The organism is Caulobacter sp. ErkDOM-C, from assembly GCF_048541825.1.
Classification (GTDB): domain Bacteria; phylum Pseudomonadota; class Alphaproteobacteria; order Caulobacterales; family Caulobacteraceae; genus Caulobacter.
Map to the genome: position 1 here is coordinate 657956 of NZ_CP183332.1, position 24268 is coordinate 682223.

The 24268-nt window shown below is 65.8% G+C and carries 21 protein-coding genes; 16 read left to right on the forward strand and 5 right to left on the reverse strand.

The annotated features are described in order from the left end of the window. Nucleotides 1-265 precede the first annotated feature (265 nt). The 13 genes from ACN2C8_RS03140 to ACN2C8_RS03200 all read left to right on the forward strand — a co-directional run bounded on the left by ACN2C8_RS03140 (nt 266) and on the right by ACN2C8_RS03200 (nt 14034). The gene (locus tag ACN2C8_RS03140; RefSeq protein ID WP_419254374.1) at nt 266-1981 is read left to right on the forward strand and encodes a flagellar hook-length control protein FliK; all 1716 of its coding nucleotides are present in this window, start codon (nt 266-268) and stop codon (nt 1979-1981) included. A gap of 14 nt (nt 1982-1995) precedes the next feature. Further along, the gene (locus ACN2C8_RS03145; RefSeq protein ID WP_419254375.1) at nt 1996-2733 is read left to right on the forward strand and encodes a flagellar hook assembly protein FlgD; all 738 of its coding nucleotides are present in this window, start codon (nt 1996-1998) and stop codon (nt 2731-2733) included. Between the two features lie 130 nt (nt 2734-2863). After that, on the forward strand, nt 2864-4576 hold the full coding sequence (gene flgE / locus ACN2C8_RS03150; protein WP_419254376.1) for a flagellar hook protein FlgE: 1713 nt from the start codon (nt 2864-2866) through the stop codon (nt 4574-4576). Nucleotides 4577-4744: 168 nt separating this feature from the next. After that, nucleotides 4745-5026, forward strand: a complete 282-nt coding sequence (locus ACN2C8_RS03155) for a DUF1153 domain-containing protein (protein ID WP_062148715.1) — start codon at nt 4745-4747, stop codon at nt 5024-5026. A 246-nt stretch (nt 5027-5272) separates the two neighbouring features. After that, nucleotides 5273-6934 carry a flagellar basal-body MS-ring/collar protein FliF gene (gene fliF / locus ACN2C8_RS03160; RefSeq protein ID WP_419254377.1) on the forward strand — a complete coding sequence of 554 codons (1662 nt, stop codon included), beginning with the start codon at nt 5273-5275 and terminating at the stop codon, nt 6932-6934. Further along, the gene (gene fliG, locus ACN2C8_RS03165) at nt 6934-7956 is read left to right on the forward strand and encodes a flagellar motor switch protein FliG (protein WP_419254378.1); all 1023 of its coding nucleotides are present in this window, start codon (nt 6934-6936) and stop codon (nt 7954-7956) included. Before fliF ends, fliG begins: the two co-directional genes overlap by 1 nt. A 13-nt stretch (nt 7957-7969) precedes the next feature. Further along, nucleotides 7970-8620, forward strand: a complete 651-nt coding sequence (locus ACN2C8_RS03170) for a flagellar assembly protein FliH (protein ID WP_419254379.1) — start codon at nt 7970-7972, stop codon at nt 8618-8620. A gap of 5 nt (nt 8621-8625) precedes the next feature. Then, complete coding sequence (fliN, locus tag ACN2C8_RS03175) at nt 8626-8961, forward strand: flagellar motor switch protein FliN (protein ID WP_419254380.1); 336 nt, start codon at nt 8626-8628, stop codon at nt 8959-8961. Nucleotides 8962-8988: 27 nt separating this feature from the next. Then, complete coding sequence (locus ACN2C8_RS03180; RefSeq protein WP_419254381.1) at nt 8989-10356, forward strand: sigma-54 interaction domain-containing protein; 1368 nt, start codon at nt 8989-8991, stop codon at nt 10354-10356. A gap of 165 nt (nt 10357-10521) precedes the next feature. Beyond that, entirely contained in the window at nt 10522-12624 is a 2103-nt protein-coding gene (gene flhA / locus ACN2C8_RS03185) for a flagellar biosynthesis protein FlhA (protein ID WP_419254382.1), read from the forward strand. 118 nt (nt 12625-12742) lie between these two features. Further along, the gene (locus ACN2C8_RS03190) at nt 12743-13252 is read left to right on the forward strand and encodes a hypothetical protein (RefSeq protein WP_419254383.1); all 510 of its coding nucleotides are present in this window, start codon (nt 12743-12745) and stop codon (nt 13250-13252) included. A 64-nt stretch (nt 13253-13316) separates the two neighbouring features. Further along, nucleotides 13317-13748, forward strand: coding sequence for a DUF4282 domain-containing protein (locus ACN2C8_RS03195; protein ID WP_419254384.1), 432 nt, complete (start codon nt 13317-13319; stop codon nt 13746-13748). A 4-nt stretch (nt 13749-13752) separates the two neighbouring features. Further along, nucleotides 13753-14034, forward strand: coding sequence for a putative quinol monooxygenase (locus ACN2C8_RS03200; RefSeq protein ID WP_419254385.1), 282 nt, complete (start codon nt 13753-13755; stop codon nt 14032-14034). Here ACN2C8_RS03200 and ACN2C8_RS03205 read toward each other — a convergent pair. Next, nucleotides 14031-14450: a flagellar export protein FliJ gene (locus ACN2C8_RS03205; RefSeq protein ID WP_419254386.1), complete on the reverse strand. Its 420-nt coding sequence runs from the start codon at nt 14448-14450 to the stop codon at nt 14031-14033. The two genes, ACN2C8_RS03200 and ACN2C8_RS03205, sit on opposite strands and share 4 nt — an antisense overlap. Then, complete coding sequence (gene fliI, locus ACN2C8_RS03210) at nt 14447-15784, reverse strand: flagellar protein export ATPase FliI (protein WP_419254387.1); 1338 nt, start codon at nt 15782-15784, stop codon at nt 14447-14449. Before fliI ends, ACN2C8_RS03205 begins: the two co-directional genes overlap by 4 nt. A 641-nt stretch (nt 15785-16425) precedes the next feature. On the opposite strand from fliI, the gene ctrA reads away from it, so the two are divergent. From ctrA to ACN2C8_RS03225, 3 genes are all read left to right on the forward strand, one after another. Further along, on the forward strand, nt 16426-17121 hold the full coding sequence (gene ctrA, locus ACN2C8_RS03215) for a response regulator transcription factor CtrA (protein ID WP_419254388.1): 696 nt from the start codon (nt 16426-16428) through the stop codon (nt 17119-17121). 248 nt (nt 17122-17369) lie between these two features. Continuing rightward, the gene (locus ACN2C8_RS03220; protein ID WP_419254389.1) at nt 17370-18752 is read left to right on the forward strand and encodes a peptidoglycan DD-metalloendopeptidase family protein; all 1383 of its coding nucleotides are present in this window, start codon (nt 17370-17372) and stop codon (nt 18750-18752) included. 119 nt (nt 18753-18871) lie between these two features. Then, a complete protein-coding gene (locus ACN2C8_RS03225; protein WP_419254390.1) occupies nt 18872-19342 on the forward strand; it encodes a hypothetical protein in 471 nt (156 codons plus the stop codon). Here the strand turns inward: ACN2C8_RS03225 and ACN2C8_RS03230 are convergent. From ACN2C8_RS03230 to ACN2C8_RS03240, 3 genes are all read right to left on the reverse strand, one after another. Beyond that, complete coding sequence (locus ACN2C8_RS03230; RefSeq protein ID WP_419254391.1) at nt 19339-21453, reverse strand: phosphocholine-specific phospholipase C; 2115 nt, start codon at nt 21451-21453, stop codon at nt 19339-19341. The genes ACN2C8_RS03225 and ACN2C8_RS03230 overlap by 4 nt on opposite strands. A gap of 81 nt (nt 21454-21534) precedes the next feature. After that, nucleotides 21535-22854, reverse strand: a complete 1320-nt coding sequence (locus ACN2C8_RS03235) for a M20/M25/M40 family metallo-hydrolase (protein WP_419254392.1) — start codon at nt 22852-22854, stop codon at nt 21535-21537. A 747-nt stretch (nt 22855-23601) separates the two neighbouring features. Beyond that, entirely contained in the window at nt 23602-24195 is a 594-nt protein-coding gene (locus ACN2C8_RS03240) for a TetR/AcrR family transcriptional regulator (protein WP_419254393.1), read from the reverse strand. Nucleotides 24196-24268 lie beyond the last annotated feature (73 nt).

A 24268-nucleotide genomic window follows, 5' to 3' on the forward strand; every position in this document is an offset into this window, starting at 1 on the left:
CGGGTATTCGACAAGTTGTGATGCGCAAGGAGGGCGCCAAGTGGGGGCGCGACTGGGCGACGCGGCAAGCCACGCCCCTCACAACCCCATTCGACTCGGCAAAAAGCGCCGCTGACCGACGATCTGGAGTTATAAACAAGGAATTAAAGTCAGGAAAAACAACACGATAGATTGTGTTGGCGGGTTGGCCCGACGGTTGCTCAGGGAGGTTCAGACAAAGGCGTGTTCGTCATGAACCGCTGCACGCAACGGACCGAGCCCACGAATGACCGTGATCGCCGCCACCGCCGCCACACCTTCCTTCAGCCCCTCATCGGGCGCTGGCGGTTTGGGCGTGGATCAAGGCTTTGATGCGCTCCTCGCAGTTGTGACGAAAAGTGACGAGCCGGCGCCGCCCAGGCACGCTCCGACCCAGGGGGCGAGCAAGACCGCTGACAGGGCTGACCTCGCCGACCAGGCCGCAAGGACCGAGACCGCGTCCGCCAAGGCAGAAGAGGCTGACGCCGCCTCAGCCCAGGCACTGGCTAGCGACGCCGCTGAGGACGCCGCTGAGGACGCGGCAGCGGAAGACGTCGCAGAGGCCGCCGCCCAGGCCGAAGCGGCCGCGCTGGCCGCGGCGACTCTCGTCGCGGCGATGATGCCGCAGACGGAAGAGACGTTTGCCCCGACCACCCTTCCGGATGTTGACGCCACGGCGTCCCTCGTTTCCACACCGGCGCCGATCCCTTCCGATCTGGTCGCTTCTCAAGCGCTCTCAGCAGCCGTTCCAGCCTCGAGCGACGCCGCTGTAGACGCCGCGAGCGCCGCCCTTGATGCGGCTTCGCTGATGGCACCCACGCTCGCCGAAGCGGCGATCACGGGCCAAGGCGTCGTCACGCCGCCGGTCGCCGATGCGAGGAGCGCCGCTTCGGCGCCTGCCGCGACGGCCGTAATCGATATTCCCGAGAGCGCCCTGCTGGAAGCGCCGATCGCGGCGGAAGACGCCGGCGTCGATATCGCCACCCTGGCTGCGCAGGCCGCTCAGACACCGACCGTCGCCGCCAAGCCCGCGTCCCAAACCGCTCCGGCCGTCGCCGCGCCTACGGTCGACATGACGACCTCTGCCGAGCCTGTTGTTATCGTCGCCGAGGTCGAAGCGTCGCCGGTCCCCGTTGCGCCTGTCGTCGAAGCCGCCCCGCCGGCCGCCGAGACCGTCAAGGTCGTTGCCCAGGCCGTAGCCGAGACCGCCGTAAAGGTCGCGACGGCCACGATCGCATCAACCGAGGCCGAACCGGCCACGTCAACCGAAGCTGAAACCGTCAAGATCGCCGGTGTCGAGACCGCTTCTCTCGCCGACCAGGCTGGCGCCGATCAGGGGGGGGGCGGCCAGCAAGGCGGGCAGGGCCAGGCCAGCGCAGAGGCGCTGAGCGCCGCCGCCACCGACGTTGCGGCGACCCCGGATGCCCCCACGATCTCGCAGACCACAGCCGCAACCATCGCCGCCGGCCCTGAGGTCGCTCCGGCTCTGCGGGCCGAGACGCGCGGTTCGCCGGAGACGGTGGCTCAACTCTCGGCCGAGATCCTCAAGAAGCTCGACGCCCAGACTACGCGCTTTGACGTGGCCCTGACGCCGGAAGGTCTGGGCAAGGTCGATGTTCGCATCGAGATCGGCCGTCACGGCGCACTGACCGCTTCGATGGCCTTCGACACCGCCCAGGCGGCCGCCGAACTGAGAGGCAAGTCGGCCGAGCTGCGCCAGGCCCTGTCGCAGGCCGGCTTCACGATCGCCGACGACGCCCTGCGCTTCGATGTGTCCAGCCAGGGCGGCCAGAACGGCCAGAACGCCTTCTTCAATTTCAACGGCGGCGAAGACGGCCGCCGGGCCTGGTCGGGCAAGGCCTTCCAGTCCGCCCAAAACGACGACGCTCCCATCCTTTCCACTTCAGATCTGCTGCCCGGGCTTCGAATGGCCCCCGACAGCGGTCTGGACATCAGAATTTAGAGAGAGACCGCGCCATGGCTACCGCCGCAGTTTCGGGCTCAAACGCCACGCTCGACAAGATCAATAACTCCCGCAACACCCTGGCCAGCAGCAAGGAGACTTTCCTCAAGCTGCTGACCACCCAGATGAAGAACCAGGACCCGTTGTCGCCAATGGATTCAAATGCCTTCACGGGCCAGATCGTCCAGATGACGGGCGTCGAGCAGCAGCTGGTCACCAATGACCTGCTGGCGGCCCTGGTGGGCATGAACGACGGCGGCATGACCCAGGCCGTCGCCATGATGGACAAGCTGGCCACTGTCGAAACCGACAAGGCCTTGCTCAAGGACGGCAAGGCCACCTGGTCCTACGAACAGAGCCGTGCGGCCAGCAGCGTGAAGGTCGAGGTCATCGACAAGTATGGCAAGACCATCAGGACCATCCTGCCTGAGGATATGTCCAAGGGTGACCACGCTCTTGAATGGGACGGCAAGAGCGATGACGGCACGGCCCAGCCCGCAGGCGGCGCCTACACCCTGAGGATCACCGCCAAGGACGGCGAAGGCAGCACGATCCCCGCGACGTCGAAAGGTCGTATCGAGGGCATCGTGACGGCCATCACCAATGAGAGCGGTCAGAACATGGTCACCATCGGCGGCACGAAATACCCGGTCGACTCCGTGATCGGCGTTCAGAACCCGCCGGCGCCGACTTCGGCGCCCACAACGACCGCCACCACCAACACCACCACACAGACGGCGGCTGCGGCCTAACCGTCACCACCCGATGAACCGGGCGTCAGAATGACGCCGACGCGGCTCTCCCCGGAAATGGTTTCCGCCGAGCCCAAACGCAAACCGCGCTGAACCCCAGTCATTTGATATTCAACGCAGGAATTTCGTCATGAGCATCAACAGCGCCATGCTTTCGGGCGTCTCGGGCCTCATCGCCAACTCGTCCGCCTTGGCTGCGATCTCGGACAACATCGCCAACGTCAACACGGTTGGCTACAAGCGCTCGACCGCCAACTTCTCGACCCTGGTCACCTCGCAGAGCAAGAACGCGACCTATAGCGCTGGCGGCGTCAAGGCGCTGACCCACCAGTTCATCACGCAACAGGGCCTGACCCAGTCCTCGACATCCAATCTCGACCTGTCGATCTCCGGCTCGGGGTTCTTCGTCGGCACTGAAAAGCCAGAAGGTCTGACTGCCACTGACACCCGCTCGTTCACCCGCGCAGGCTCGTTCCAGCTGGACAATCTGGGTTACTTGAAGAACGACGCCGGCCTCTACCTGCAGGGCTGGCTGGCCGATCCGGTGACCGGCGATATCACGCCCGACCCGTCGGACCTGACCCAGCTGGACTCGATCAATGTCGGCACCGTCGGCGGTACGGCTGAAAAGACCACCCGCGCGGCCGTCAACGCCAACCTGCGCTCGGAACAGCCGATTTCACCCCAATCGAAGGTCGTTCTGACCAAGAACGCCATCGCCGACAGCACCCCGTCGAATGCCAACTACACCGTCGCCTACGCCGCGACCGGCACCGATGGCACCTATGACGTCGAAATCCGCAAGGCTGGCGTCCTCGTCGCCTCCGGCCAGAACGTCTATGACACCACCACCGGCGCCTTCATCAGCAGCACCCTGCCGGGCACCATGCCAGCCGTGGAAACCAGCGGCACGGGCGCGGCGACGCCGACTGTGACGCTGACGGCGTTCGGCATGAACACAGATGCTGAAGTCATTGCCGGCAACATCTACGACGCCGGCAACAACTCCATGTCCGACTACGCTCTAGACCCACTCAAGGGCGTCAAGCCGGACTTCGAAATCCAGGTTCCGGTTTCGGACTCCAAGGGCGGCCAGCGCACGGTCACCCTTTCGCTGCTGAAGGGCAACGGCCCCAACGAATGGTTCGCCGAAATCCGCGCCAAGCCGGGCGACCTGGACAACTATGCCAACGGTCAGATTAGTTCGGGCAAATTGACATTCACCACCGATGGCAAGCTTTCCAGCGTCGGCAACCTGTTTGGCGGAACCACGCCGACCTCGATCTCGATCGGTGCATCGGATCCAAGCTACGTGTTCGTGGCCCCGCCGCTGCCCGCATCGCAGATTGAGCCCCCGCGCTGGGCCGACGCCCTGGGCATCGACGCCCAGAGCATCCAGATCGACCTGGCCAACGCCGCCGGCGGTCTGACCCAGTTCAACAGCCAGTCGGTCGTCCAGTCGGTCAACACCAACGGCACCGCCTTCGGCAACCTGACCAATATCGAAGTCGACGACGAAGGCTATGTTTCGGCGATCTTCGACAACGGCGTCACCCGCAGGATTGCCCAAGTCGCCGTTGCGACCTTCTCGAACGCCAACGGCCTGAAGGGCGTGAATGGCAACGCCTACCGCGTGACCAACGAGAGCGGCACCTACAGCCTGAAGACCCCAGGACAGGGCGGTGCTGGTGTCATCGCGCCTTCCACACTGGAAGCCTCGACTGTCGATCTGTCCACTGAGTTCACCGGGCTGATCACGACACAGAGAGCCTACTCCGCTTCATCAAAAATCATCACGACGGCTGACCAGATGCTTGAGGAGCTCTTGAGCATTAAGCGATAGTTATAGGTATTAACTCGATTTAATAGCTGTGTTCCACATCGGCACACTAAAGACTTCAGGGGGAAGCGGGTGTTTAGGCCTTTCTTTACTATTGGAATTAAGCCGCTGTTATTGGCTGGCGCCTATAGTGACCTCCAACAGTGATGGTTGTGGGAAAGGCGTAAAGCCATGTTGCAGCAGCAGCGCACGAACAGCCGGGGTGAGAAGTACGTTATCGGTCCGACCGGTGCGCCTCTAACTCTCTCCGACTTGCCGCCTCCGGAAACCCAGCGTTGGGTGATCCGGCGGAAAGCCGAGGTAGTCGCCGCCGTTCGCGGCGGTCTGCTCTCGCTCGACGAAGCGTGCGATCGATACAAGTTGACCAATGAGGAATTCCTCAATTGGCAGCAATCGATCGACAAGCATGGTCTGGCGGGTCTTAGGACCACCCGGCTCCAGCAGTACCGCTAAGGGCGGGCTTGAAAGATATGGGTTTTCCAGCCGTTGGTGGTTGGAGGCCTGTTCTGGAACGTTCAGCGGCCGCGCCCTTCCCGGGGCGCGGCCGCGACGTTTTGGCGCTTCAGGACCGGCTCGGGTCCGCCAAATATAAACGCCTCGTTTACCTTGAACTGGGTAAATCCTGCCTAGCGACGGAAGCCTGCAGGCAACCGCCGCCATTGTCCCCCGTCGGGGTGGCTTTCTGGGGGATTGGCCTGAGTGGATAGCTTTCTGAGCGCGATACAGAGGTTCGGCGTTGGCCGGCTCGCCGCTCTGATCGGCGTGGGCGCCGGCGTCGTGGCCATTCTGGTCGCCCTGATCATGTTCATGGGTAAGGAGCCTACCGAGCTCCTGTATTCCAACCTCGACCTGAAGGAAGCCTCGGAAGTCACCCAGGCTCTGGATCAGGCCGGTGTGAAGTACGAGACCAAGGGCGATGGCTCGACCATCATGGTGGCGCGCGACAAGGTCGCCTCGGCCCGCCTGCTGGTCGCCGGCAAGGGTCTGGTGACGTCCGGCTCGGTCGGCTACGAAATTTTCGACAGCAGCAACGCTTTGGGCCAGACCGACTTTGTCCAGCAGCTGAACCGTCAGCGCGCCCTGCAGGGCGAGCTTGAGCGCACCATCAAGGAGTGGCAGGGCGTCAATTCGGTCCGGGTCCACCTGGTTCTGCCCAAGCGCCAGATCTTTGAAGAAGACGCCGAGCAACCCTCGGCCGCCGTCACCATCAGCACGGGTGGCCGCGAGCCGTCGGCCGAGATGGTCCGCGCCGTCCAGAACCTGGTCGGCGGCTCGGTCGCCGGTATGAAGCCGGAAAAGGTCAATGTCATCGACCAGCACGGCAAGACCCTGTCGGCCGCCAGCGACGAAAGCCTGGCCGGTCAGCTGGCCCAGGATCGCAAGTCCGAGGCCGAGGCCCGCATCGCCAAGACCGTCAAGGACATGATTGAAGGCGTGCTGGGCCCCGGCAAGGTGCGCGTCAATGTCACCGCTGAGCTCGATCTGAACCGCATTACCGTCCAGGAAGAGAAGTTCGATCCCGAGGGCCAGGTGATCCGTTCGGAAAGCACCAACGAAGCCAACAGCAGCGAAACCAAGAACGACGACAATAGCGGCGTTACGGCGGCCCAGAACATCCCGGGCGGCGGCGGCGCCAACGGCTTCCAGCAGCTGGGCTCGCGCACGGGCAATAACGAGAGCGTCACCAACTACGAGATCTCCAAATCGGTTCGCACTGAAGTGACCGAGCCCGGCACGATCAAGAAGCTGGCGGTTGCTGTTGCGATCGATGGCGTCACCGCCCCGGCCGGCAAGGACGGCAAGCCCGGCGCCTATACGCCCCGCACAGAGGAAGAGCGCGCCCAGCTGGAAGATCTGGTCAAGACCGCCATCGGCTTCGACGCCGCGCGAGGCGACCAGGTCAAGGTGACCAATATCCGCTTCCCGCAGCCTGAGGATCAGGCGCTGGGCAAGGACGGGCTGCTGGCGGCCTTTGGCAAGAACGATATCATGCGCATCGCTGAACTGGCCGTGCTGGGCATCGTGGCCATCTTGATCCTGCTTTTCGCGGTCCGTCCGTTCGTGAAGAACATGATGACTCCCTCACCGCAGCAGGTGACGCTGGGCGCGCCACAGGTCACCCGCATGGTCACCCTGTCGGACGGCTCGACCCAGGAAGTTGTGATGAGCCAGTCCGGCGAGCCGATGGCCATCGCCGGACCCGGATCTGGACCCGGCGCAGACATCGACCACCGCATCGACATCGCCAAGATCGAGGGTCAGGTGAAGGCCTCCTCGATCAAGCGGGTCTCCGAGTTCGTCGACAAGCATCCCGATGAGTCGGTCGCCATCCTCCGCACCTGGCTGCATGAGTCGACCTGATGGCCATGAAAGCGTCCGTCAACGATGTGAGCAAACTGGCCGGGCCGGAAAAGGCCGCGATCGTTTTGCTGTCGCTTGGCGAAGATCACACCCGCATCTGGGAAGCCCTGGATGACGAGGAGATCAAGGAAGTCTCTCAGGCCATGGCCGGCCTGGGCACCGTGTCCGCCAGCGTGGTGGAAGAGCTGCTGGTCGAGTTCGTCTCGGGCATGAGCTCGACGGGCGCGATCATGGGCTCCTACGAGCAGACCCAGCGCCTGCTGAACTCGTTCATGCCGCCTGAAAAGGTGGACGCCCTGATGGAAGAGATCCGCGGTCCTGCGGGTCGCACCATGTGGGACAAGCTGGGCAATGTGAACGAGGCGGTTCTCGCCAACTATCTGAAGAACGAATACCCCCAGACCGTCGCCGTGGTGCTGTCCAAGGTGAAGTCCGACCACGCCGCTCGCGTGCTGTCATCCTTGCCGGAAGACTTCGCCCTGGAATGCGTCACCCGCATGCTGCGAATGGAGCCGGTGCAGCGCGAGATCCTCGACAAGATCGAGCAGACACTGCGCACCGAGTTCATGTCCAACCTGGCGCGTACCTCCAAGCGCGACAGCCACGAGATGATGGCCGAGATCTTCAACAACTTTGACCGCCAGACCGAGGCCCGTTTCATCGCGGCCCTGGAAGAGCGCAACCGTGAGGCCGCCGAGCGCATCCGCGCCCTGATGTTCGTGTTCGAAGACCTGTCCAAGCTGGATCCGGGCGGCGTCCAGACCCTGCTGCGCGCCACCAGCAAGGAACAGCTGGCCTTGGCCCTGAAGGGCGCCTCGGACAAGCTGCGCGAGATGTTCTTCTCCAACATGTCGGAACGCGCGTCGAAGATCATGCGCGAGGACATGGAGAGCATGGGCCCGGTGCGTCTGAAGGACGTCGATCAGGCCCAGGTCGCGATGGTCCAGGTCGCCAAGGACCTGGCCGCCAAGGGCGAGATCATGCTGGCCGGTTCGGGCAGCGACGACGAGCTGATCTACTAGGGGAGATGGCAGCATGAACGACATCCCCCACAAGCGTTTCGCCTTCGACACCGTGTTCGATGATCGCGGCGGCATGCGCGAGCCTCCGGCCCGGCCCAAGCGCAGCTTCACGCCTGAGGACGTCGAGGCCGCCAAGGCCGAGGCCTTTGCGCAGGGCGAACGCTCGGCTGTGGCGCGTGCCGAGCAGCACGCCGCCAACGCCCTGAACGAGATCGCCGGCGCTGTGCGCGACGCGTTTTCGACCCTCGCCGCCGTGGCCCACGAGCATCGCTCGGGCTCGGCTTTGCTGGCCCTGGCGGTGGGTCGCAAGATCGCCGACGCCGCCCTGCAGCGCTTTCCCGAAGCGCCGGCCAGCGCGGCCTTGGTGGCCCTGGCCCGCGAGGTTGAGGCCCAGCCCCGCATCATCGTTCGGGTGTCGGCGGATCTGGTCGATCGCACTCAGGCAGCGCTCGACGAGACCGCTCATGCGATCGGCTTTCCGGGCCAGATCGCGGCCCGCGCCGACAGCAACATGCCTCCCGCCGCCTTCACCTTCGACTGGGGTGACGGCCGGGCGTCCTTTGATCCCGACGAGGCGACGCAACGCGTCGCCGACGCCCTCGAAGCGGCCATCGCCGCCGAGGGACTTCACGCTGAACCCCTGCTTCCCGCTAGCGAAAGCTGACTGCCATGGCCGAAGACAATCTCACGCTCGACGAGTTCGGGGGCCAGATGCTGGCTTCGGAGATGCCCGTCGAAATGAGCGACAAGATCGCTTCCGACCTGGCGCCGGTGTTCGATGTTCCCGTCAATATCTCGGCGGTTCTCGGGCGCGCCCATATGTCTGTCGCCCAGCTGCTGCAGCTGACCCAGGGCAGCATCCTGGAGCTGGACCGCAAGGTCGGCGAGGCGATCGACATCTATGTGAACAACCGGCTGGTGGCCCGGGGCGAGGTGGTCGTCGTCGACGAACGCCTGGGCGTGACCATGACGGAAATCATCAAGGACGGCGACGCGGCGGGCTGAGCCTGAAGCGTCAAGGAGGACAAGATCATGCGGCTTCTCGTCGTTGGTAAACTGAACGGACAGCTCTCCGTCGCCGTGAAAATGGCGATGAACACGGGCGCCAAGGTCTCGCATGTCGAGACGATCGAGCAGGCGACCCACGCCCTGCGTGCAGGCCAGGGGGCCGACCTGCTGATGGTCGACTACTCGCTGGATATCGCGGGCCTGATCGCGGCCAACGAATCCGAGCGGATCCGGGTGCCGGTCGTGGCCTGCGGGGTCGACGCCGATCCGATGCGCGCCGCCGCCGCGATCAAGGCCGGGGCCAAGGAATTCATTCCCCTGCCGCCGGACGCCGAATTGATCGCCGCCGTCCTGGCCGCCGTCACCGATGACGAGCGCCCGATGATCGTCCGCGATCCGTCGATGGAGAACGTCATCCGCCTGGCCGACCAGGTCGCGCCGTCCGACGCCTCGATCCTGATCACCGGCGAAAGCGGCTCGGGCAAGGAGGTGATGGCCCGTTACCTCCACAGCAAGTCGCGCCGCGCCAAGGCGCCGTTCATCAGCGTCAACTGCGCCGCCATCCCCGAGAACCTGCTGGAAAGCGAGCTGTTCGGCCACGAGAAGGGCGCCTTTACCGGCGCCATGGCCCGCCGCATCGGCAAGTTCGAGGAAGCCAACGGCGGCACCCTGCTGCTGGACGAAATCAGCGAGATGGACACCCGTCTGCAGGCCAAGCTGCTGCGCGCCATCCAGGAGCGCGAGATCGACCGTGTCGGCGGTTCAAAGCCGGTCAAGGTCGATATCCGCATCCTCGCCACCTCCAACCGCGACCTGACCGCTGCGGTGAAGGACGGCACGTTCCGCGAGGACCTGCTTTACCGCCTCAACGTCGTGAACCTGCGCCTGCCGCCGCTGCGCGAGCGCCCCGCCGACGTGATGAGCCTGTGCGAGTTCTTCATCAAAAAGTACTCGGCCGCCAACGGCGTTGCTGAAAAGCCGATCTCGGCCGAGGCCAAGCGCCGTCTGATCGGCCACCGCTGGCCGGGCAACGTGCGCGAGCTGGAAAACGCCATGCACCGCGCGGTGCTGTTGTCGCCTGGCTCGGAGATTGAAGAGTTCGCCATCCGCCTGCCGGACGGTCAACCCATGGCCCCCAACCCAGAGGCCGCCGTCGCGCGCGGCGCTCAGATGGCTGCCGACGCCATCTCGCGCGCCTTCGTGGGCTCCACGGTGGCCGAGGTCGAGCAGCATCTGATCATCGACACCCTGGAGCACTGCCTGGGCAACCGCACCCACGCCGCCAATATCCTGGGCATCTCGATCCGGACCCTGCGCAACAAGCTCAAGGAATATGGCGACGCCGGCATTTCGGTGCCGCCGCCGCAGGGCGGGATGACCCACGCGGCGTAATTCACCACTCGCCCCCTCCGCGCTTCATCTTTCGCCCATGGGGGCGGGGACGGCTGCGAAGCAGCCCGGAGGGGCAAGTCGCTTCACGGCGATCGCTCAATGACCTGGCGACCCCGCGCAAATCGCTTCAAGCGCTTGGGCTGCCCTATAGGAACGATGCACTGAATGGCCGACGCCGCCCTGCCCAAGACCGCATCCGCCATGCCCAGCGCCAGTTCGCTGTGGGCGGGGATCCTGCGCGGCGAAATGGGCCTGGCGGTCGGCGTCGTTGGCATCATCGTCCTGCTGATTCTGCCGGTCCCGCCGATGTTGCTGGACCTGCTGCTGGCGGTCTCGCTGACCGGTTCGGTCCTGATCCTGATGACGGCGGTTCTGATCAAGAAGCCGCTGGAATTCACCTCGTTTCCGACCGTCCTGCTGGTGGCGACCCTCTATCGCCTTGGTCTGAACATCGCCTCCACGCGCTTGATCCTGGGCCATGGCCACGAAGGCGCACACGGCGCCGGCGCGGTCATTGAGGCGTTCGGTAACCTGATGATGCAGGGCAACTTCGTCATCGGGGTGATCGTCTTCATCATCCTGGTGGTGGTGAACTTCATGGTCGTCACCAAGGGTTCGGGCCGGATCGCCGAAGTCGCGGCCCGCTTCACCCTGGACGCCATGCCCGGCAAGCAGATGGCCATCGACGCCGACCTTTCGACCGGCCTGATCGACCAGGAGACCGCCAAGCAGCGCCGCAAGGACCTGGAGCAGGAATCGACCTTCTTCGGCGCCATGGACGGCGCGTCGAAGTTCGTGAAGGGCGACGCTGTCGCCGGCCTGATCATCACCGCCATCAATATCATCGGCGGCATCCTGATCGGGGTTATCCAGCACAAGATCCCGATCGGCGAGGCCTCGGCCACCTATACGCTGATGACCATCGGCGATGGTCTGGTCAGCCAGATTCCGGCCCTGATCATTTCGATCGCGGCAGGCATGGTCGTCTCCAAGGCCGGCGTCGAGGGCTCGGCCAACGCCGCCCTGACCAAGCAGCTGTCGATGAACCCCGTGGCGCTGGGCATGGTCTCCGCGTCGTCGGGCGTCATGGCCCTGATCCCCGGCATGCCGATCATTCCCTTCGCGGCGCTGTCGCTGGGCGCGGGCTTCCTGGCCTATCGCCGCTCGATGACCGCCAAGCTGCCCCCGCCCATCGACCCGGCCCTGGCCGAGGCGGTCGCGGGTGAGCCGGAGGAGGAGCCGATCAGCGCTTCCCTGGCCATCGACGACGTCAAGATCGAGCTGGGCTATGGCCTGCTGACCCTGATCAACGACCTGGACGGCCGCCGCCTGACCGACCAGATCCGCGCCCTGCGCAAGACCCTGGCTACCGAGTTTGGCTTCGTGATGCCGCCGGTGCGCATCCTCGACAACATGCGCCTGGCCAACCAGGGCTATGCGATCCGCATCAAGGAGATGGAAGCCGGCGCCGGCGAGGTTCGCCTCGGCATGCTGATGGCCATGGACCCGCGCGGCGGCCAGGTCGAACTGCCCGGCGAGCATGTGCGCGAGCCGGCCTTTGGCCTGCCGGCCACCTGGGTCGCCGACGACCTGCGCGAGGAAGCCACCTTCCGCGGCTATACCATCGTCGATCCGGCCACCGTGCTGACCACGCACCTGACCGAGATCCTCAAGGAGAACATGGCCGACCTGCTGTCCTATTCGGAAGTGCAGAAGCTGCTGAAGGACCTGCCGGAAGGCCAGAAGAAGCTGGTCGACGACCTGATCCCAAGCGTGGCCACGGCCACCACCGTGCAGCGCGTGCTGCAGGCTCTGCTCAAGGAGCGGGTCTCGATCCGCGACCTGCCGCAGATCCTGGAAGGCATCGGCGAGGCCGCGCCGCACACCAGCTCGGTCACCCAGCTGGTGGAACAGGTCCGCGCCCGTCTGGCCCGCCAGCTGTGCTGGGCCAATCGCGGCGACGACGGCGCCCTGCCGATCATCACCCTCTCGGCCGAGTGGGAACAGGCCTTCGCCGAATCCCTGGTCGGGCCCGGCGACGACAAGCAGCTGGCCCTGGCGCCGTCGCGTCTGCAGGAGTTCATCCGGGGGGTTCGCGAGGCCTTCGAGCGCGCCGCTCTGCAGGGCGAGGCCGCTGTTCTGCTGACCAGTCCCGGCGTGCGCCCCTATGTCCGTTCGATCATCGAGCGTTTCCGGGGGCAGACCGTGGTGATGAGCCAGAACGAGATCCATCCGCGGGCGCGATTGAAGACCGTCGGCATGGTCTGACGGCGCGCCGGCGACCCGTCCTGACAGCCTGCAGTGTCGGGCGCCGATCGGAACCGCAGCCGTGCGGTGACGTTAGTTTTCCCGGGCAGGGGCAGACCGACACCGACGGAGCTTTCACATGCACAGCCGAAAAATCGCTTTCTTCGCCGCCGCCGCGACCCTGACTTTCGCCGGCGCGGCCTCCGCTCAAAGCACCATGGCCACGCCGACGCCGGGTCAACAGAAGCCGCAAGCGGCTTCGCCGGCGGCGGCTCCGGCCCTGCCCGCCACCACGCCGACTCCGCCCGCTTTGCAAACGCCGGCCGACATGAGCAGCACGACAACCACCACGACGACCGCCACCTCGCCGGCGCAGCCCAGCGCCGACACCAGCGCCGCGCCCGCCTCAGCAACGGTCACCAGCGACTTCAAGGTCGGGACCGAGGTCAAGGACCCGGCCGGCGTGTCGGTCGGCACGATTTCAGGCGCCAGCGCCGCTGCCGATGGCTCGGTCAATGTGGTGATCACCAACGGGGGCGTGAAGTTTGCCCTGCCCAGCGCCAGTCTGTCTTCCAACGCGGGCGCCCTGACGACCACGGCGACCAAGGCCCAGATCGACGCGACTCTGGCCGGCGCCAAGCCCCAGTAAAGGCTTCTTCCTTCTGAAGCTCTGGCCCGCTCGGCATTGCCGAGCGGGCTTCGCGCTGCTAGCGATGCGCCAAGACGGCGGTTTTGTCGCCGATTTCGGGTCTGTTCGTATGCCTCCGGCCAACAAGACAAAATCCAGCAGCGCCATCTTCTGGGACCTCCTGACCTTCGATCGGCTGGTGACAGGTCCGGTGATCCACCTGATCTATTGGGCCGGCCTTGGCGTGGTGGCCCTGTTCGCCTTTTCTGTCGTCGGCGCCGCCGTGGGCTTGGCGCTCAAGGAGCCCGGCATCGGCTCGCTGCTTCTGGCCTTTCCGGTTTTGATCGCGGGTCTGCTGGTCGCCGGCGCGATGGTGCTGCTCTGGCGCGCCTTCTGCGAGTTTTATGTGGCGATCTTCCGGATCAGCGAAGACCTGCGCGCCCTGCGCCAGACCAGCGACGCCGACCACGCCTTGATTCGGGCCCGTCCTCCGCGTGAGACGTCGTCCTCCGACTGACGGCATGCCTCAGGTTCTGATCATCCATGACGTGGCCGACTATCCGGCCTGGAAGACCGTGTTCGACAACGCCGCCGACATCCGGCGCGAGGCCGGGGAACGCAGCTATCAGGTTCTGAAATACGATAGCGACCCCAATCGGATCGTGCATTTTTCGACCTGGACCTCCCACGACGACGCGCGCCGCTTCTTCGAGTCGCCGCGCCTGGTAGAGATCCGCCGCCTGGCCGGCGTGAAGACTCCCGAGTTCATCTATCTTGACGAACTGGAAGCCGGCGTCCTTTAGCGACCCGCAACCGCCTTGCGGCGCAGGCCCAGCTCATCCAGCTGGGCGTTCTCGAACGCGCTCATCTTCTTGCGCTCCAGAACCTTGGCCGCTTCAGCCACGTGCTCGTACTTCTTCAGCGCCTCGAAGGCGAAGGATAGTGCGTCGCGGGCGCCCTGTTCCTCGATCTGGCACTGCTCGATCTGCAGCATCATGGTGGAGCGCTTGCGCTTGGAGCCCTCGCGATAGCTGGTCATCATCCAGGCCGCTTCGCTGCAGGTTTCCGCCTGCTTGGCTTCGGCTTCAGCTTCCGCGTCCAGCATGGCCACGCGCAGTTCGGCGGCCATGCGGCGCTCGACAATGTCGGCCAGTCGTTTCTGCAGGGTCTCGACCTCGTGGGTCGAGATCCGGATCAGGGATGCGGCCCACTTGGTCATGCGTGGTCACTCTCAAGGATACTGCCCAGGTGTCCGAAGGAATCGTCGAGGCTGGTGGCCTCGTCCTTGTCCTGGCTTAGGAACTCTTCGATCGCCGGATTGAGGCGGATGGCGCGATCGACAACGGGATCGGCCCCGGCGCGATAAGCGCCGATGCGGATCAGTTCTTCCATATTGGCATAGGCGGCCATCACCTGGCGGGCGCCTTTGACGATCATCCGCTCATGGTCGTACTGGCAGCCGGGCATGGTCCGGCTGATCGATTTGAGCACATTGATCGCCGGGAAGCGGCCGCGCTCGGCAATAGCGCGTTCCATGACGATGTGGCCGTCCAGGATACCGCGTGTGGCGTCGGCGATGGGCTCGTTGTGGTCGTCGCCGTCCACCAGCACGGTGAACAGGGCGGTGATCGGCGCTGCCGTACTGCCGTCGGGACGGATCGGGCCAGGCCCGGCGCGCTCCAGAAGCTTGGGCAGTTCGGTGAAGACGGTGGGCGTATAGCCCTTGGTCGTCGGCGGCTCACCGGCAGCCAGGCCGATCTCGCGCTGGGCCATGGCGAAGCGGGTCACCGAGTCCATCAGGCACAGCACTTCCAGATCCTGGTCGCGCAGGTACTCGCTGATCGACAGGGTCATGTAGGCGGCCTGGCGGCGGGTCAGGGCCGGCTCGTCCGAGGTGGCGACCACGACGATGGCGCGCTTGAGGCCTTCCTCGCCGAGGGTCTCCTCGATGAACTCGCGCACCTCCCGGCCCCGTTCGCCGATCAGGCCGACGACCACGGCGTCGCAGGTGGCTTCCTTGGCCAGCATCGACAGCAGCACTGACTTGCCGACGCCCGAGCCGGCGAAGATGCCCAGGCGCTGGCCGCGGCAGGTGGTGGTGAAGACGTTCATCGACCGCACGCCCAGGTCAATGCGCTCGCCGACCCGGCCGCGGGCATGGGCGGGTGGGGGCGCGGCCTTGAGCGGGTAGGGCACCTCGCCCTGCGGCAGTGGGCCAAGCCCGTCGATAGGCTCGCCAAAGGCGTTGATGATGCGGCCCAGCCACGCCTTGGTCGGCCGCACGGTGGCGCCTTCGGGCATGATGCGGATCTCGGCGCCGGGGGCCACGCCCTCGACGGGACCGAAGGGCATCAGCAGGGCGCGGGTTTCGCGGAAGCCGACGACCTCGGCCGGCAGGACGGGCAGGCCCAGCCGGTCAATCTCGACCCGGGCCCCGACCGCCAGACGCGTCAGACCGCCGCGGGCCTCGATCAGGAGGCCATTCACGGCGGCGACGCGACCGGAAATGGTCAGCGGGTCGATACGTTCAATGGCGGCGATCAGGCTACGCAAATCAGCTCTCGGCAGTGAGGCTCCATCCTCGACCGACAGCGTTAACCACCTGTGAAATTAGGGATGCGCTGGGGGCAGGTTGGCGATGAAAAACGCTGCGATCGCTGCGTTGAAGATGTGGTGGAACGCCGCACGGTCAAAGTCGGGGTCGCTGGCGTACGGCACTGGCAGATCTGTCTGGGTGGAAAGTCCCCCGAATGTCACAGGACGTCGGAATGCAGCTCTGCCGGCTGTCTCCAGAAGTCTGGCATCCTGACCCGCGACAGGCCGCCGCGGCGACGTCGGAAAGCCCTCGAAAATCTTAGCGACAGAACGCCGCAATGGCGCCGCAACGGCTAATGGCGCCGCATCCCTGCCTCGGGGTCAGCCCTAGGAGAGATAACCGTGAAGGGGCAGGGTTTTAGCGATTTCGCGGTGCGGGAGAATCCGCTTTGGCGGGCTTGAAAGTCATCCCCGACGAATTTGCGCTGCGACTCAGCGACCGCTTGCACCCGATTCGCAAATCAGATTAACCATTCTGCCAACAGGATCATTCACCATTAACCAGTCTTAAATTAACTCGCCGCACAGTGCAGGCAGGGTTAATCAGGCGGCTTCCGCCAAGACGTCGAATAACGCCACCGAGTGGCGTGGAGGGGCTCATGCGCGTACTGTTGATCGAGGATGACAGCGCAACGGCGCAGACCATCGAGCTGATGCTGAAGTCTGAAGGCTTCAACGTCTATACGACGGATCTCGGCGAAGAAGGCGTCGATCTGGGCAAGATCTATGACTACGATCTTATCCTGCTCGACCTCAATCTGCCTGACATGAGCGGCCTGGATGTTCTGCGCACCCTGCGGGTTGCGAAGGTGAACACGCCGATCATGATCCTGTCGGGCTCGTCGGAAATCGACACGAAGGTGAAGACCTTCTCGGGCGGCGCCGACGACTACATGACCAAGCCCTTCCACAAGGACGAAATGATCGCCCGCATCCATGCGGTGGTCCGTCGTTCCAAGGGTCACGCCCAGTCGGTCATCAAGACCGGCGACATCGTGGTCAATCTCGACGCCAAGACGGTCGAAGTGAACAGCAACCGCGTTCACCTGACCGGCAAGGAATATCAGATGCTGGAGCTGCTCTCCCTGCGCAAGGGCACGACCCTGACCAAGGAGATGTTCCTCAACCACCTGTACGGCGGCATGGACGAGCCGGAACTGAAGATCATCGACGTCTTCATCTGCAAGCTTCGCAAGAAGCTGGCCGCCTCGGCCCAGGGCAAGCACCATATCGAGACGGTCTGGGGCCGCGGCTACGTGCTGCGCGATCCGAACGAGCAAGTCGCCGCCGCCTGATCGGCGCACCGCTTCTTTTCGAACAAGCAAAGCGCTCGCCCCAAAGGCGGGCGTTTTTCTTTTTACAATCACAGGCTTGGACCCTGGTGGGCCGGGCCTTTCAACCTCCTCCGTGACAAAGCGACCGAAGCACAGAATAGTGCTTGCCGCTGGAAAGGCTCACCGCCATGTTCCGGCGCAGCGTTTGCTGGGGGTTATCCAGCCGTGTCATTTTGACCTTGCGCGGCATCGAAACCGACGGGGGACCGATGCAAGAATTTGATCCGCGACGCCCGACCCTTCGCCTGGCGCCCCGGCTGTTCACCGCCGTCGCCGGCCTGGCCGCTCTGGGCCTGGGTTGGAAGCTGACGGCTGCGGACGTCCCGACTCCCGTCAAGGCCGCGCTCGATCCGGCCGCCCTGGTCGCTCTGCAGCATATCGCTTTCGCCAGCGCCGAGGCCCAGCCCGGCTTCGATCGTCCCCAAAGCATCCCCGTCAAGGTGCGTCCCGGCGAGACGCTCGAAAATGCCGTCGAGCGCGCCGGCGTCGCCCCGGAAGAAGCCCGTCAGGTGGTCGCTGCCCTGCATGGCGCGATCGACACCGTCAACATCAAGGCCGGCATGGCCTTCGAAGCCGCCATCGCCCAGCGCCGTAGTGGTCGTGGTGGTGGCGTGGCTGGCCCCGCTCGCCTGATCGGCCTGTCGATGCGCACCAGCCCGTCCTCGACCCTGACCGTTTCGCGCACCTTCGACGGCGCCCTGAAGCTGCGTGAGCTGGAGGAAAAGGTCACCGAGGAGACCAAGGTCGCCTGCGGTGAGATGAACGGCTCGTTCTATGAAAGCGTCGCCAATGTGGGTGGCACCCCCCGGGTGATCAGCGACGCGGCCAAGCTGTTCTCGCACAAGATCGATTTTTCGCGGGACATCCACGAAGGCGACAAGTTCTGCCTGGTGTTCGACCGCAAGGTCACCGAGAGCGGCCGCACCATCGAGGCCGGCGATCTGGAGTATGCCGAGGTCAAGGGCCAGCGCTTCTACGGCTTCGAGCGCGACGGCAAGTCTCAGTTCTTTGACGAGACGGGCAAGAACATCAAAGGCTTCCTGCTGCGGACCCCGGTCGATGGCGCGCGCATCACCTCGACCTTCGGCGCGCGCCGCCACCCGGTCTTGGGCTTCAACCGCGCCCACAAGGGCGTCGACTTCGGCGCCGGCACCGGCACCCCGATCCTGGCGGCCGGCGACGGCGTCGTGGTCGAGGCCCGCCGCTGGAGCGGCTATGGCAACTGGCTGCGCATCCGTCACGCCGGCAAGTGGGACACCGGCTATGCCCACATCTCGCGTTATGCCCCGGGCATCAAGGCCGGTATGCGCGTTCGCCAGGGTCAGGTCGTGGCCTATGTCGGCTCGACCGGCATGTCGACCGGACCCCACCTGCACTACGAAGTCTGGCTGAACGGCCAGCGGGTCAATCCGATCGGGGCCAAGGTGCCGCAGGGCACCATCCTGAGCGGCGGAGAGCTGGCGTCGTTCAAGGCCAAGAAGTCGCGCATCGACCGCATGCTGGCCGACGGCGGGTCAGTCGCCGCCAGTGAGGACACCCCCAAGCTGGCCCTGGCCGAACTGAAGACCGAAGCCGCGCCGAAACTGCGCTAGACACCGTTGCGGCGGTGAGTTGATCCAGGTCATTCGCGCTGCCCGGCCCACAGACCATGCTGACGCGGTCGCGGGGCCTGTCTAGGGCCGCCGTGCAGCCAGATTCCCGAAGAGAGCTCATGACCGGTCCAGCCAAGCCGCGCGTCAATCCCGCCCTGAGGCTTGCGCTGATCCGGCGCATTCACAGCTGGCTGGGCCTGTTCATTGCGCCCAGCGTGGTGTTCTTCGCACTGACTGGGGCCTACCAGCTCTATGGCCTGCACGAGACCCAGCCCGGCTATCAGTCTGCCCCGCTGTTCGAAAAGCTGGGCCGCGTTCACATGAAGCAGGCCTTCGAAGCCAAGCCCAAGCGGGCGGCCGAGCCGGCCAAGCCGAAGGCGGCGGGTCCTGCGGCGCCCGCCCAAGCCGAGAAGAAAACCAAGGTCTCGGTGGCGATCCTCAGGGCGATCTTCCTTATTGTCGCCATCGGCCTGGCGACGTCCACGATCCTCGGCGTCTGGATGGCCCAGGCCTATGGACGTGACAAGCGCACGGGCTGGATCCTGCTGGCGGCGGGGGCCGTCCTGCCGATCCTTCTGCTGGCGCTTTAGCTTGACTGATCCATCAGCGCCGCGCCGGCCATCAGCGGGTCGGTGAACGAGTCCGCGCCGCTTTCCAGCCGTCCGGCCAGGCGTCGCAGATAGCCGGCTTCATCCTCGATCCGCGCCGAGAGGTCGTACCAGCCGCCGGTCGACTTCAGCGGCCAGACGCGCTTGGCGGCCTGGCCGGGCTTAAGCGTGATCCGCCACGCCGGACCGGCGGGCTTGGGCGTGACCACCATGCGGCGGGGCGTTGGGCCGTCGTTGCGCAGGGTCAGGGTCAGGGCGCGGCTAGAAGCCTCAGACGCGACCTCGACCACGGGCTCGCTCTGGGGCGCGGCGCCGATCAGGTGACGGTGGAAGCCGTTGGGACCCAGGATCCACAGGTCATAGGCGCCGGTCGGCCAGGCGTCCTCCAGGCGCTTGCCCGGCTCGATCGTGTAGCGGCGCGGCGGCTGGTCCAGCCGCAGGCGGTCATAGACATGCAGCACGGCGGCGGCCTTGCCGGCATTGGCGAACCGCAGGACGACGGCGCCGTCTCGTGCGCCTTCGGCGACCTCGAGGCTGTAGGGCAGGGCGCGCGACAGGCGCGGTCCCGCCGCCTGCTGCGGCACCAGCGGCAGGAGTGGGGTCGGCGGCGTGGTGCGTCCGGGCAGGGCCCCCGCGCGACGGGCGTCTTCCAGGGTCTTGGGCAGGTCGGCCACGAAGGGCTTGGTGTTGGGGGTGCGGAAGTCGAAGGCGCTGGTCAGGTCGCCGCACACCGCGCGCCGCCAGGGCGAGATGTTGGGCTCCATCACCCCGAACCGCGTTTCCAGCAACCGGATCACCGAGGTGTGGTCGAACACCTGGCTGTTGATCCAGCCGCCCCGGCTCCAGGGCGAGATCACGTACATCGGCACGCGCGGACCCAGGCCATAGGGGCGGCCCATCAGGTCGTCGCGCTCGTCCTTGGCCTCGGTGGGGTTGCGCACCTGGTGGTAGTCGGCCGAGGTGTCGACCGTCGAGCCGCCCAGCACCGCGCCCGGCCGGGCCGGATCGCGCGACGGCGGCGAAGGCGGCGGCACGTGGTCGAAGAAGCCGTCGTTCTCGTCGAACATCACCAGCAGCACCGTCCGCGCCCAGACCTTGGGATTGGCGGTCAGGGCGTCCAGCACCCGGGCGGTGTAGTCGGCGCCCTGGGCCGGGCTGGACGGGCCGGGATGCTCGGAATCGGCGGCGGGGGCGACGAGGTAGGAGACCTGCGGCAGGGTCCCGTTCAGCACATCCTCGCGCAGGCCGTCCAGCTTGCGGGTCGACAGGCCCAGCGCCGCCAGACGCGGATCGGCGCCGGGCGCCTTGGCGTGGCTGTCGCGGAAGCTCTGGAACCCGGCCATCGGGTTGTCGGTGAAGTTGTCGTCCATGTCTTGATAGACGCGCCAGGTGATCCCGGCGGCCAGCAGGCGCTCGGCATAGGTGCTCCAGCGATAGCCCTCGGCCGCTCCGCCCTTGGTGGCCAGCTCGTCGTGCGAATTGGAAATCGAGGGGCCGCCCAGCTTGCCGGCCGGATCATTGGTCCCGCCCCACAGGAACAGGCGGTTGGTGTTGGTGCCGGTCTGGGTGGCGCAGTGATAGGCGTCGCAGAGGGTGAAGGCGTCGGCCAGGGCGTACTGGAACGGAATGTCCTCGCGCCGGTAATAGCCCATGGCGTGGGCGTGCTTGCTTTCCGGCCAGCGGTCCATGCGGCCCTGGTCCCAGGCATATTGAGCGTCGGGCCAGCTGTGGGGCGTGCCCTCGACCCGCATATGGGCGAAGGTCTGGGCGCTGTTCAGCGGGAAGGGCGCGATCAGCGGCGGGCCTTCGGCGGATTTCCCGTTGGCCTGGCTCCAGACGGTCTTGCCCGTGCGGCCCGGGATATCGGCGACCGGGATCGGAAAGCGGTCGGCAAAGCCGCGCACGCCGTTCAGGCCGCCGAAATAGTGATCGAACGAGCGGTTCTCCTGCATCAGGATCACCACGTGCTCGACATCGTCCAGGGTCCCGCGCCGCACGTCGGCGTCGATAGCCAGCGCCCGGGCGATGGCCGGCGGCGCGCTCAGCGCCCCGACCGCCGATAACATCAGGTGGCGGCGGTCGATCGCGCTCACGGGAAACCTCGTTCAGTTTGGTCTGGACCAGATACCGTCCCCGTATGGCGTTGGCGTGACAGTCGGCCCTGCCGTGAGCCCCTAGTCGACCCCGGCCACGGCCAGCAGGGCGGCCAGACCGACCTGCATGCCCTTCAGGCTTTCGCCCTTCTCGATGTCGATCCATTCGTCCAGGGCGTGGGCCCGGCCGGCCTTGCCGCCCGAACCGATGGTCACGGCGGGGATGCCTAGGCTCATGGGAATATTGGAGTCGGTCGAGGAGGCGCCGTGCTCGGGCTTGAAGCCAAAGGCGGTGACGGCTGCCGCCGTCAGGCCCACGATCGCCTGCTCGGCCGGGGTCTTGCCCGCCGGACGCTCGCCGATCACCCTGGGGTCATAGCTGATCTTGCCAAACCGGGTGGACCGCGCCGCGTTCTCGGCCGCCGTCGCGCTGTCGAGAATGCCGATCAGGGTCTTGTCCAGCTTGGCCAGCTCGTCAGCACTTTCCGAGCGCATGTCGAACTCCATGAACACCTCGTGCGGGATCGAATTGACCGAGGTGCCGCCGCCGGTGACGCTGGCCGAATAGGTGGTCTTGGGATCCTTGGGCGTTTCGACCGCGTACAGATCGACCACGGTCTTGGCCATGGCCGTCATCGGATTGACGGTGCCGAAGGCCCCGTAGCTGTGGCCGCCCGGACCCTTGAAGGTGACGTGGTAACGCTTGGAGCCGGTGCCGGCGTCGACGATGCGCGAGGGGTCGGAGCCATCCATCGAGAAGAAGGCGGTGATCCGGCCCTTGAAGGCGCTCTTGTTGAACAGATAGCGCACGCCGCGCAGGTCGCCCGGACCTTCCTCGCCCACATTGCCGACGAACAGGATGTCGCTTTTGGTCTTGATGCCGGCCGCGTCCATGGCCCGCACATAGGCCAGCAGGGTGGCCAGGCCGCGAGTGTCGTCGCCGATGCCGGGGGCCATCAGCCGGGTCCCCTCGCGCTTGACCTTCACGTCGGTGCCTTCAGGGAAGACGGTGTCGAGGTGGGCGGCGATGACCACGAACGGACCCTTGCCCTTGGTCGCCGTGCCGGGCCGCACGCCCATCACATTGCCCTCGGCGTCCATCGTCACATCGCTCAGGCCATGGGCCTTGAGCATCTCCAGATAGGCCTTGGCGCGGGCCTCTTCCTTGAAGGGCGGGGCGGGGATCTCGGTCAGGGTGATGACGTCTGCGATGGTGCGGTCAAAGTCGGCGTCCAGCTTTTCGGCCGCCTTCTTGAAGGGCTTTGAGGCCACGATCCTGCCCACAGTTGCGGCGTGATCGGTCTTTGCCCGGCCGGACGGGGCGGCGGCGAGCGCCGGCGTGGAGAGCAGCACTGCGCCCAGAGCGATTAGCGAGGCGGAGCGGCGAAGGGTGTTGGTCATGCGGCGAGAATCCCTGACTGGCGGGGGCAGCCTAGGGGGAGCGCTGCGTGGTGTCATCCCGTGGACGCCCCGCGGACACAGGTTCGCAGCCTCGCCGGTATTCACCGGCAAGTGGGGAGGCGGCGGAGCGTCCGGGCCAGGCCCGGATGGGTTTGTAGTGGAGTACCGTTTCGGCCGTGGCCGGAGCGCTCCGCGCGGTTGTTGGTCAGGAGCATCGCCGGGCTGGCGGGGTTTTAACCCGCTCCGGTAGCTAGGCCCCTGGCGGGCGGAAGGGATAGCGACCCTTCCGGACCGCGCGGGCGATTTCAGCCCGCGCCTGCAGCGCTCGCCGCCGTCACCGAAGGGCTGTCCCGCGACGCTGGAGCCCGGTCCGGAGCGCCCGCCTCCCCGATGAGGGGCTAGCCACGCTCCGCCGACCAGACCCGAGCGGGTCCTTCGACAACGGTTTGGCGAGCACGACCCGCACAACCGCCCCCGCCACCCGTCAGGTCGCCAGCTGGACGGCCTCCCCAGTGGCGGGGCGAGCGTGATTATGCGGGAGGTTTGCAGGGGGCTGCGTCGATTTTGGATCGTGACGCTGGGTTGGGGGGTTAGGGCGTTGATTTCGTTGGGGGCGAGGCGAGCTTATCCCCGTGCGGGCACGGGGATAAGCGCTCTTGAAACCCTCTCTCTTTGAGAGAGGGAGGGGTTCCGTGCGCGCACTGTTCCCCCAATCCCAATGGGTGCACTGTCGCCGAAACTGAAACCCTAGGGCTTCAGCGCCCGGATCGATGGCGAGAAGACGCTGATCAGGGGGGCGATCGGCTGTTCGGGTTCGAAGCGGAGACGCAAGGCCAGGGCGTCTGCGAGGGTCAGGTACAGCAAGGCGAACGAAGCCAGATCGGCATCGGCCCTCAGCCGCCCGGCAGCCTGTTGGCGCGTGAGGGCGGCGACCAGCGCCGTGTAGAGCTCGAGCTCGTCTTCCTTCAGCACGGCGGCGACGCGCGGATTTCGACAGGCCTCGGCGGCAACCTCGGTCACCAAGTCGACATAGCCCGGCTCCAGGGCCGTCACTTCGATACTCGCCAACAGGGCCTCCAGCCCCGCCAGAGGATCGGCGACCTCGCCCAGCTCAGCGATCTCGGCCAACATGGACGCGCGATCGATGGTGGCCGCCGCCGCGATCAGCGCGGCCTTGTCTTCGAAGTAGCGATAGAGCAGCCCCATGCTGACGCCGGCCTCGCGCGCCACGTCCTGCATGCTGGCCCCATGAAACCCCTTGGCCAAAAACACCCGCGCGGCGGCGATGGCGATCTCGGACGAGCGACGGCGCTGCAGGTCGGGGTCAGCGGTACGGATCACAGGTCTCCATTTGATGAGCGAGCGCTCACTTTCCATTGACATGATGACGCCCTCTCGTCAAAGAGTGAGCGCT